The sequence below is a fragment of the Pseudomonas putida genome (genome assembly GCF_028682635.1).
GTDB classification, from domain to species: Bacteria; Pseudomonadota; Gammaproteobacteria; order Pseudomonadales; family Pseudomonadaceae; genus Aquipseudomonas; species Aquipseudomonas putida_AE.
Genome location: NZ_JANHLK010000022.1, coordinates 90,775 through 101,826 on the forward strand (window position 1 = coordinate 90,775; position 11,052 = coordinate 101,826).

Genomic DNA, 11,052 nt, shown 5'->3' on the forward strand with positions numbered 1-11,052 from the left:
AGATGTAGCGCCTGATCTGACGCCATCGCCAGCAGGCTAGCTCCCACATTGGAATGCATTTCACTGTGGGAGCTAGCCTGCTGGCGATGGGGGCGACTCGGTTTCGGATCAGCCCATCGAACCGTAACGCTTGGCCGCCTCAATCGCCAGGCCACTGCCGATGCTGCCAAAGATATTCCCTTCCACATGCCGTGCATTCGGCAACATCGCCGAGACGCTGTTGCGCAGCGCCGGAATACCACTCGAACCCCCAGTGAAGAACACCGTGTCCACCTGATCGACCCGCACATCGGCGTCGGTCAGCAGTTGGGTGACGCTATTGCGCACGCGTTCGAGCAGGTTATCGATGGCCGATTCGAAAAGGGCACGGCTGAGCTCCACACTCAAGCCGGCTTCGATACGATCCAGCGGTACGTGGCGGTGGTCTGCATGGGTCAGCTGGATCTTGGTCTCTTCGACTTCCATGGCCAGCCAGTGCCCGGCGCGCTGTTCGATCAGCTTGAACAGGCGGTCGATGCCACCGGTGTCTTCGATGTCGTAGCGCATGCTGCCCAGGGCCAGCTGGGACTTCTGCGAATACACCGAGTTGATGGTGTGCCAGGTCGCCAGGTTCATGTGGTGGCTGGTGGGCATGTAGGCGCCGCTCTTCATCCGGCTGCCGTAGCCGAACAGCGGCATCAGGCCCTGCAGGCTCAATTGCTTGTCGAAATCGGTCCCGCCGATGTGCACGCCGCCGGTGGCGAGGATGTCATCCTGGCGGTTATCCATGCCCCGACGCTGCGGCGACAGACGCACCAGCGAGAAGTCGGAAGTACCACCGCCGATGTCGACGATCAGTACCAGCTCTTCCTTCTCGATGGTCGACTCATAGTCGAAAGCGGCGGCAATCGGTTCGTACTGGAAGGAGACTTCCTTGAAGCCGATCTTGCGCGCGACGTCCACCAGGGTGTCTTCGGCCTCTTTGTCGGCCATCGGGTCATCGTCGACAAAAAACACCGGACGGCCCAGCACCACTTCTTCGAATTCCCGACCAGCGGCGGTTTCGGCACGGCTCTTGAGCTGGCCGATGAACAGGCCGAGCAGGTCCTTGAACGGCATCGCCGTGCCCAGGACGCTGGTGTCGTGCTTGATCAGCTTGGAGCCCAGCAGGCTCTTGAGCGAGCGCATCAACCGCCCTTCATAACCTTCGAGGTACTCGTGCAGCGCCAGCCGGCCGTACACCGGGCGGCGTTCTTCGATGTTGAAGAAGACCACCGAAGGCAGGGTGATCTTGTCGTCCTCCAGCGCGATCAGCGTTTCCATGCCGGGGCGCAGCCAGCCGACGGTGGAGTTTGACGTGCCAAAGTCGATGCCCACGGCACGGGCTGGAGATGCGTTGTTCATGTCTTTGCGGTTCCGGTTAAAAAACGGCCGCGCAGTGTATGTCAGTGCGCGACAGATTCGAAGGCCGACTATCTGCTAATTCCGGGAAACAATGTCTTGAAAGATGGCTCAACACCCCCAAACTACCCTGCATCAAGCTGGTAGCCGCGGAGCACCCGTAAGTCGCACCGCCCGCTGCCGATAAACTTCTTACGCGCCGCCCGGTCACAACCTTGAGATCGGTCTAACCTTGTGCTGCAAACACGTGCATGCTGGGGCAGGTGGCGCGATTTCGATAACGGATGGTGATTCCCGCGATGGACTTCAAAGACTATTACAAGATTCTCGGCGTGGAGCCGACAGCAGACGACAAGGCGATCAAGGCGGCCTATCGCAAGCTGGCGCGTAAATACCACCCCGATGTCAGCAAGGAAAAGGACGCCGAAGCCAAGTTCAAGGACGCCTCTGAAGCCTATGAGGCGTTGAAAAGCGCTGACAAACGCGCCGAATACGATGAATTGCGCCGCTATGGTCAGCATGGTCAACCGTTCCAGGGACCACCGGGCTGGCAGAGCCGTGGCGGTTTTGGCGGCGGTGGCCAGGACACCGGTGACTTCTCGGATTTCTTCAGCTCGATCTTTGGTAATCGTGGCCCTGGCTTCGGCGGGGCGGAATCACGTCGCAGCACCGGACGCCGAGGGCAAGACGTGGAGATGGAACTGGGCGTTTTTCTCGAAGAAACCCTGTCGACCGAGTCGAAGAAGGTCACCTTCCAGGTGCCGCAGTACAACCCGGCCGGCCAGCATGTGAGCAACACCAGCAAAAGCCTGAACGTGAAGATCCCGGCGGGTGTGACCGATGGTGAACGCATTCGCCTCAAGGGCCAGGGCGCTCCGGGAGTCGGCGGTGGTGCCAATGGCGACCTGTACCTGACCATTCGCTTTGCGCCACACCCGAAATTCGACGTCGAAGGCGAGAACCTGATCATCACCTTGCCCTTGGCACCGTGGGAACTGGCGCTGGGCACCGAAGTCGCCGTGCCCACCCTGACCGGCAAGATCAACCTCAAGGTCCCGGCGGGCAGCCAGAACGGCCAACGCATGCGCGCCAAGGGCCACGGTCTGATGAACAAGGCCGGCGAACGCGGTTACCTGTTCATCCAGTTCAAGGCCGTGATGCCCAAGGCCGCAGACGATGACGTCAAGGCGTTGTGGCAGGAACTGGCCAAGAAAGCCGCTTTCAACCCGCGAGAAAACTTCTGAACCCAGCGACGGAGTAGCCCATCATGAGCAGCCCCCTGATCGTTCAACTGGACCTGGCAGAATTCTGTGAGGCGACCGACCTGTCGGACGTCTACGTGATCGAAATCGTCGAACACGGCATCCTCGAACCTCAGGGCGGTCAGCCCAAGGATTGGCGCTTCACCGATTACGAACTGACCCTGGCCAGACGCGCCGCCAAACTGCGGCGCGATCTGGAACTGGAATGGGAAGGGGTTGCGCTGGCGCTGGATTTGCTCGAGGAGGTCCAGCAATTGCGGGCGGAGAACCGGATGTTGAGGCAGCGGTTGGGGCGGTTGGTGGTGGAGTAGTTTGCCTTCGGGGTCTTCGTTGTTTGCTCCTAATTCTGGCTTCTAAAATATTTGCTGAGTTTTTGCAGGCTCACTGGTTGCTGCCGGCGTTTCAAATGCTTACTAAGGTCCGCTAGCTCCACTAGCTCCACACCATCACGACCTATATCAACTCCTTTTTCAATTTGATCTGGAGGAGTAGGAAGAGGGCGGGTGACAGGGTTAAAATACGTGTTTAGTGGTCCTTGATGATCAATTGGAACATTCCGTGTTGCAGGGTTCGTCGGCTTAAGAGATCTATTTAAGGGGGGACCAGGCAAGGCGGGAGGGACTGAGGGCAGCGGCAAGCTAAATTCAGTGAGGACTTGAGGCGATTTACCTATAGGAATCAGCTCGACCGTAGAAGACGTACGTCTTGGAGGTGTTAAAACCAGTCGGTTGGTTGATCCCGCGAAAAAGTTTGTTATATTTCCCCACCACTTCGAGGGGTTAAAATGCCCCGTCGGATCCGACCCCATCACCGGTTCCCCTTCACAATACGTATACGCATTCAACCCACCCGCCCCAAACGGGCTCCAACTGTCCGGGCTATGAAAGCGCATCAACCGAGGGTTATAGACCCGATAACCATTGCCCAGAAAGTACCAACGGGATGCCTCGCGCAATTCACCATTAAACCCCAGGCCCGATACAACCTCATGTTCGGCTGACTGATGCCCATAAGCGGAATACGCCATGGGATTGTTTCTGCCACTGATAATTTCGCTGAGCACCGAGTTTTGCTGATCGGTGGCTAACAGGACGGTACGTTGCTGTTTGGGGGTATCGAGATTTGAGCGGCTCATGAAGAAACCTTCCCTGGTTGCGCTTGAGGGATATTCGTCTTCTTTCTACTCGCTATGACCGGGATGGGGAACTGGCAGATCTGATAGTGCACCGCTCCCGTAGGAGCTGCCGCAGGCTGCGATCTTTTGATTTTGCCGCTGCATTTTGGCGGCTGATAGAACGTTGAAGATCAAAAGATCGCAGCCTGCGGCAGCTCCTACAGGGGATTGCGTGGCAGCACTACAGTGAATAACGTGCCATCGGCCTCGTTGGAACTGACTTCTATCGTTCCGTGATGCGCATCCACCACTTCCTTGACGATAAATAACCCCAGGCCCAGGCTGGTCGACGGCTGCCCAAGCTCTTCGTCGGCGCTGCGCACCAGTGGATCGAAGATCGTGCCGATGGCGTTCGCGGGAATCGGCGCTCCGTAGTTATGGACCGTTATGCGAACCGCGGCGGGCTCGCCGTTGAGCGTGACCGTCACATCACGTTTGTTCGCACCGTGCTGCAACGCATTGCCAATCAGGTTTTGCAGCAACTGACCCAGCCTCCCGGCATCCCAGACCCCTCGAGTATCTCCCTCTACCCTGACCGTTGGATCGCACTCCGGGTTACCGGCGCAGGCTTCGGCAATCGCCGCGTGTGCGGCATCGGCAAGGTCCATGGGCTTGGGATCGATTGGCAGGCTCTTGCCCAGTCGACTGCGTACCAGCTCCAGTAGATCGCTGACCATCACCGCCATGTGCCGGGCACTGCGCGTAATGTTGTTCGCGCAGGCCAGCGCATCGCCTTCCAGCGATGTTTTACGCATCAGCAATTCAGTGGACATGCTCAGCGCCTGCAACGGCGCGCGCAGGTCGTGGCCGAGTATCGCCAGGAAGATATCCCGCGAGCGGTTCACCTGTTCGGCATAGGCGGCCGTGGATTCGGCGAGTGCTTCATCGATGGCTTCGTTGAAGCGGATCATGTCCTGGAAATAGGTCAGGTCCGGTGATTCCAGGCTGTCGACCCACAGGCGAATCACACAGGCCCGCAGGTGGCGGAATTCGCTGGTCATCTGCACCAGGTCGAAACCCACGGTATGCCGCAGCTCGCCATGGCTGGCACCGGCTTCGTCCAGGCTCGGGGTTTTCTCGGGGCCTTCACCCTTGGCCTTGGCCAGCTGTTCGCTGGCGGTTTGCGCGGTGGTCATGTCACGCGCGGCGGCCAACAGAATCGCCTTGGCATGGTCGCGCAAGGCTGCACTGTCCATGTTTTCGGCCGCCGGCGTGATGGTACTGGCGAACTGTTCCCATTCATCAACGATACGGTCCACGTGTTGCCTGATGAAGTCGGGGAGGCGCATGACCGGTTTCCTGCTGGGAATGTAGGGGGGATCTTAGCCTCTTTACCGCCGGGCAAAAACTACCGCTGAGGGATGGATCAGGTCCGGGGGCGATAGGGTGGTATCTATTTATTTTTCCGGTTCTCGAATTCGATCTTGTCCTGGGTCTTTTCTGGGTTGTTCCAGCAGGATTTTAATCTTTTGTTTTAGAGGCGGTTGAATAAGCTGGGGCACTACTCATCGCATAAGGATTTGCGAAAATGACTGTACTTCATTCGGATTATTTCGCTGAGAAAGTGCCAGCCCTGATAAAAAATGCTTCGGCTTCAAGGTTGGCATCGGTTACGCAACTGACGCCCGGTTTTCCGGACTGGTACATCAAGGCATCGGCGATTGATCGTCGATACTTGCAACAACTCATACAGGAGCGCTGGCGTTTACAGGATGTTGTTTCTGATGCGGTCGGTAATCTGCAAACCGACATCAATGAGTTTGCCAAGCCCTTACTGACCCAAGCCCTCAGCGACGAGCTGAACGTCGAACTGGATGTCAGCACGACTTCATTGCGCCTCTATGTTCCCGCCCCGCTCGGCATTGGCATCGACACCCAGGCCAGCCGGCTCAGGCAATCGTCGTTGCTGGAAGCCGCCCTGCATAACTTTGAGTTGTCTGAAACCCTCGAAGGCGCCTTTCGCGACGGCTCGGGCATCTTCATCAAAGACACTGAAGGGGAACTTCAGCGTCATGAATGCAGCGTCGAAAAGTTCACCACGTTGTGTCGCAAACTCGATATCGGCGCGCAGTATCAGCAACACATCAAGTCTCTGCTCAAGCCAGCTGTCACTGCTGATCGACAACTACTTGAACAACGGTTCATGGCCCATGAAAGGGCTGCTTTCAGTGAGTCCATGCTCATTGCGCTATTAAAAAACGATATCGACTCCTATACCTTCGGAAAACTGATCGAGCTGCGGGATGACCAGGACAGCATCCTGTACCAAGGCCGTCCATTGCACTGTCACCGGCTCTCATTGATGGGCACGCGGCTGACGGGCATTGTGCTGTTCAGTGCGCTGGCCGATCCCACGCTAATAAAACAGGCTCTCGAGGAGCTGGTTCCGGAGCAGCTGCAACACCTGATCGACTGGTCTCGTCGCCTGAAAATTTTGCCGGGGTATGAATATGACCAGTTCAAGACACTCCAGGCCTTTTTTGCCAATGGCCCGACCGGGGTGGTCGAGGAAATGGTTCGCCGTAACGATATCCATGAACAAAGTCGGCTGGACGGGACATTGATCGCCTACATCCCCGGCGACCCGGATCATCCGCTCAGGCAATACGACTCTTTCACCGACTTCATGAAGGAACTGACGAGCCAGTTGCGCTCGGCTCAGTACCAGGAGTTCTTCAGCCGGTTCGTGCCGCACAAGGATAAAGGACGCTTCTTCGCACGGGTCAACGAGCGCTTCAGCACCTTTACCTGGACACAGCGCGAGCCGCTGGACATGGGCCCGTGGTGGCGCGAGACCGCCGTCGAGAACCCGGATGCCGAACCCATCACCAACCTGATCGAAGGCGATTTCTGGGTGCATTTCTGTGCCTGGCGCAGAGACAAGGCGATTGCCGATGCGCGACAGATCGCCGTGCCCACGGGCGATGAAGACGCCACCGCGCGCTGGAAACGCCTGACCAGTTACCTGGACATTGGCTGGAACCTGTTCAACTTCGGCGCCATGTTGGTGCCGGGATTAGGCGAAGCCGTGCTGGCGGTGATGGTCGGCCAGATGATGCTTGAGACCCTGGAGGGTATCGAAGACTGGAGCAAAGGCGACAAGGAAGAGGCCGCGTCTCATCTCACCGCGGTTCTGATCAATTTCGCCCAACTGGCACTCATGGGCGCCGGGCATGTGCTACCGGGCGGCACGCCGGTGGCGGTCAAAGTGTCGCCTTTTATCGACCAACTGAAAAAGGTCGAGCTGCCTGATGGCAAAACCCGTCTGTGGAACCCTGATCTGAGTCCCTACGATCACAAAGTGTCGTTGCCCAACGACTCCAAACCCAACGAACGAGGACTGCATCGACACAACGGCCAGGACATCCTGGCACTGGGTGGCAGGCATCTTGAGGTCAAGGAAGATCCGCAGACCGGTCAACCGCGACTCAGGCACCCGAACCGGCCGACAGCCTATCAGCCAAGAGTGGAACATAACGGTGCCGGTGCCTGGCACACCGAGCTCGATCGCCCGGTCGAGTGGGACAAGACCGAACTGATGCGGCGTCTGGGCCCTTCTGTCGATGCATTTTCCGATCAGACGCTGGAACAGATCCGTATCGCCAGCGGTGTCCAGGAAGATGTGCTGCGCAAGCTGCAAGTAGAGACACAGCCGCCACCGGCGGTGTTGGCCGACACCCTCAAGCGCTTCAAGGCGTATGCCGATGTGCGCACGCTGGTGGATCAAATACGGCTCAATCAGGTCGCGCCGCAATGGGCGGATCACCTGCCACCCTTGATGACAGAATTGCCGCGATGGCCCGAGTACAAAGCCATCGAGCTGTTCCGCGGGCCGGAGTTGTGGGGCGATTCCATCGTGCACGGCAACCAGGAAACTGTGCCTGCACACCGCGTGAAGCTGACCTTTGCGCAATTGAAGGCCGGCGAATTATCTGATCGCGTGCTGGACGCTTTCAGCGAAGAGGAGATCCAGCAGGTACTCGGTCGGGATATCGGCGAAGACCGGCAGGTGCAAATCGATGCCTTGCAGGAACGTCTGGCCATGTACTCAGAGGAGCAGAAAAAGCGACTCTTCGAGTCATTCTACAAGCACGCAGCGGTCGAGACCGACGCTAACGTGGCCTGGCTTCAGGACGCATTCCCGCAACTGCCGACCAGTGTCGCCAGGGAGCTGTTGGCGCAAGCCTCGCCAGAGGAACTGGCGGTGATGGCCGAGCGCAAGCGCGTACCGTTGCATCTCAAACATCAGGCTCGGGCGGCGTTGCTGGAGGTGCGGCTGAACCGCGCTTATGAGGGGCTTTTCCACGATGAACTGCAAAACCCGGACACTGAGCGCCTGGTTCTGCGAACGCTTGAGTCGCTGCCGGGCTGGTCTGCAGACGTGCGTATCGAGGTGCGCAACGGTACCGCGACAGGCGCGCTGGATGACAGTATCGGCGCGGCTGACGCCCCCATCCGCAAGGTGCTGGTCAAGAACGAAGAGGGTCTGTATGAGGCGCGCAATGCAGACGATCATGAGCTTCACGGCCCGGATAACTTCTTTGCCGCTGCCCTGCATGCCTTGCCCGATGCCGAACGCGAAGCGCTGGGCTATCAGATCAATCAATGGGAAACCCTCAAGCAATCCGTTCTGCGTTCTCCACTGAGCCACGACAGGTTCAGGTCGATCCTGGTGGACAATCCTTTGCGAAAACCGAAGTACGATCCCGATACCATGAAGTTGCGGGGGGGTATGCAAGGCTTCTCCCAACAACTTCGTCGAGTCGGCGGCCACCTGACTGCGCAAGAACGGCTCCAGTCGCTTCGCCCCGGCTGGAGCGAAACCGACATTCAAACCTTTCTGGAGCACAGCGACAGCGGGAGCACACCCGAGGAGCGAGTGGGGGCTCTTGAAGCCGAGTTCAATCAACTCAACAGCAGCTTTCGACGCTGGCTGGATTCACCCCTCGACTCGTTCAGCCTGAGCGCGGATGGCGTTTCACAATGGCAGTCGCGCAATAGTGTCTACAGGGCGATCAGAAGCTGCTGGCAACGCAACTGCCCCGTGGAGCTCGACGCCATGGGAAACCCGCGTGGATGGATCCTTGATCTAAGCAACATGCCCATGGGGCGGCATCTGGAAACGATGCCCAGGCTAGAGGCCAATTTTGAGCATGTCACCCAGCTGAATCTGGCTGACACCGGATTGACCGATGCCCATGCCGGGTTTATCGAGCATTTCCCAAGACTGCGTTCCCTGAACATGAACAACAATGGCCTGACCCGCCTGCCAACTGCAGTAGGTCGCATGCAATCGCTGATCGCGCTGTACCTGGGCCACAACCGGATCGAATTGACGGTAGAGGCCGCGAACGCGCTGCGCGACCTCATCCGGCTCGAATCCATCGACCTGCGAGGCAATCCTCTGGGCCGGGTGCCGGACATCGGTCGTATGCCTTTGCTGCACACGTTAATCCTGGCGGACACCGGGATCAATACCTGGCCCGCGGGCCTGTTTTCCTTGCCGCGTTTGCGGCATTTGTTCGTGAACCTGCAGCGCAATGTCATCAGCGTTGTGCCTGAGGTGGTACCCGGTTCCGGGGAGGCGGAGTTGCTGGCCAGGACGTTGTTGAACCGAGAGCCGGAGTGGCTATCGCCAGAAAACCTGAATCAGCTCAGGGATTACACCCACTCCGTGGGCCTGGACCCTGATCGGCCTTATCCGTCGCGTGGCGTGCGCGACAGTCTCGACTGGGAGGCAGGCATGACGCGAGCGCAATGGGTTGACCGTCAGCCAATATGGAATGAGGTGGAAGATGAGATCGGTTCAGTGCCGTTTTTCGATCACATCAGACTGCTCACCCAATCCAGCCACTTTCAAAATGACCGCGCCTTCAGAGTGGATTTGACGGCCAAGCTCTGGCGAATGCTGGAGGCCATGGAAAAGAACAGCGAACTGCGCAAGCAGATTTTCACCATGGCGCGAGAGCCGATCAACTGTGTCGACGCCGGGGCGGCGCTGTTCAATGCCATGGGCCTTGAAGTGCTGATTCACGAAGCCTACGAGCTGGCCAATCCGAGCCTGGTCGAAGCCGAACTGGTGTCGCTGGCCAGGGGCAAATCCCGTCTGGATGAGCTGAGCCGCATCGCCCATAAGGAAATTGCCCGGCGACTGGAGAGCGGTGACAGCTTCATGCGGCTCGATGCGCAAGGAGTGGTCACCGGGTCCATCGATGAAGTCGAGACTCACCTGGCGTACATGACGGACCTCGCCAGCCGGCTGGATCTTCCATGGCAATCGCGGGACTTGCAATTCAGAGCCCTGTCGGGTGTCACCCAGGCGATGATCGATGACGCCTGCGCCCGTGTGCTGGCGCTGGAGGAGGGTGATTTGCTACGCGATTCGATTGTCGAACAGCCCTTCTGGGCCTCTTACATCCAGGGTTCCAATCGCGCTGCATTCAAGGCCATCCGGCGTCGACTCGATGCGACAACCGAGTTTTACATGGCGCTGGAGAGACGGGCGACCGAGTCTCTTTCCGTGCAGGAAAAAGCCCGGTTGAAAGAGGAAATCAGGGTGCTTGCGGCGGAACTCGGCAAACCGGAAAGCGCGATCGTCCCCGGATGCGTCATGACCACCGAGGAGTATGAAACGGAAATGAACCTGCTCAATGCGCAGAGGCTGACGTTGCTCAAGACCCTGACCCAACAGGCGATGGACCGGGCAAAACTGCAACGGGTCGAAATCCCTTTCACCGTGAAACCCTGATGGTTGTTCCGGCATGAAGACTGACGACCTTCGTGCCGGCCCACCAAGTCGTACATAAGGATATGTACCATGCGAAGCAACCACCAAAGCACCCCGGAAACGAGGGCAACGTCACAGCCAGGATGCTGGATGAGGCATACGCCAAGGTCGTGGCGCTGGACGGTTCTGCTGAAGAGTTTCAGTCGCTGGTGGCAAGAGACTTCTGGAAGGACTTCGTGACGAACAAATACCGGCCGCCATTCGAAGCTCAGCGCGAACCCTATCAGGATCGCTTGGCCAATTTGCGAGAAAGCCAGCAGGCTGGGGAATTGTCAGAGGCGCAGTACGAGGCGCAATCCGACGAACTGGACGCTCAGCTCCAGATCGAAGAGGCGTCGCTGATCGAGAAGCTCACTCGCGAGGAGTTGACGAGGCACCCGCTCTGATGTTGCAGCCGTAGCCAACCGACGAACAAAGGCCTGGATCTGCGCAAGCATCCAGGCCTTTTC

General features: G+C 58.4%; 7 protein-coding genes. 4 read left to right on the plus strand and 3 right to left on the minus strand.

Annotation, left to right across the window (positions count from 1 at the left end; genetic code table 11):
• Positions 1 to 108: 108 nt before the first annotated feature.
• Positions 109 to 1,383: an Hsp70 family protein gene (locus NPS56_RS23525; RefSeq protein WP_274076841.1), complete on the minus strand. Its 1,275-nt coding sequence runs from the start codon at positions 1,381 to 1,383 to the stop codon at positions 109 to 111.
• A gap of 296 nt (positions 1,384 to 1,679) precedes the next feature.
• Here NPS56_RS23525 and NPS56_RS23530 point away from each other — a divergent pair, with 296 nt between their 5' ends.
• Both NPS56_RS23530 and NPS56_RS23535 read left to right on the plus strand, forming a co-directional pair.
• The gene (locus NPS56_RS23530; protein ID WP_274076842.1) at positions 1,680 to 2,624 is read left to right on the plus strand and encodes a DnaJ C-terminal domain-containing protein; all 945 of its coding nucleotides are present in this window, start codon (positions 1,680 to 1,682) and stop codon (positions 2,622 to 2,624) included.
• Positions 2,625 to 2,647: 23 nt separating this feature from the next.
• Positions 2,648 to 2,953, plus strand: a complete 306-nt coding sequence (locus NPS56_RS23535) for a chaperone modulator CbpM (RefSeq protein ID WP_274076843.1) — start codon at positions 2,648 to 2,650, stop codon at positions 2,951 to 2,953.
• Positions 2,954 to 2,982: 29 nt separating this feature from the next.
• Here NPS56_RS23535 and NPS56_RS23540 read toward each other — a convergent pair whose 3' ends face one another.
• Both NPS56_RS23540 and NPS56_RS23545 read right to left on the minus strand, forming a co-directional pair.
• Positions 2,983 to 3,777, minus strand: a complete 795-nt coding sequence (locus tag NPS56_RS23540; protein WP_274076844.1) for an RHS repeat-associated core domain-containing protein — start codon at positions 3,775 to 3,777, stop codon at positions 2,983 to 2,985.
• A gap of 197 nt (positions 3,778 to 3,974) precedes the next feature.
• Positions 3,975 to 5,105 (minus strand): sensor histidine kinase, encoded by a 1,131-nt coding sequence (locus tag NPS56_RS23545; protein WP_274076845.1) that lies wholly within the window; start codon positions 5,103 to 5,105, stop codon positions 3,975 to 3,977.
• 239 nt (positions 5,106 to 5,344) lie between these two features.
• Here NPS56_RS23545 and NPS56_RS23550 point away from each other — a divergent pair, with 239 nt between their 5' ends.
• Positions 5,345 to 10,564: an NEL-type E3 ubiquitin ligase domain-containing protein gene (locus NPS56_RS23550; protein ID WP_274076846.1), complete on the plus strand. Its 5,220-nt coding sequence runs from the start codon at positions 5,345 to 5,347 to the stop codon at positions 10,562 to 10,564.
• A gap of 62 nt (positions 10,565 to 10,626) precedes the next feature.
• On the plus strand, positions 10,627 to 10,989 hold the full coding sequence (locus tag NPS56_RS23555; protein WP_274076847.1) for a hypothetical protein: 363 nt from the start codon (positions 10,627 to 10,629) through the stop codon (positions 10,987 to 10,989).
• The last annotated feature ends 63 nt before the right edge of the window (positions 10,990 to 11,052 follow it).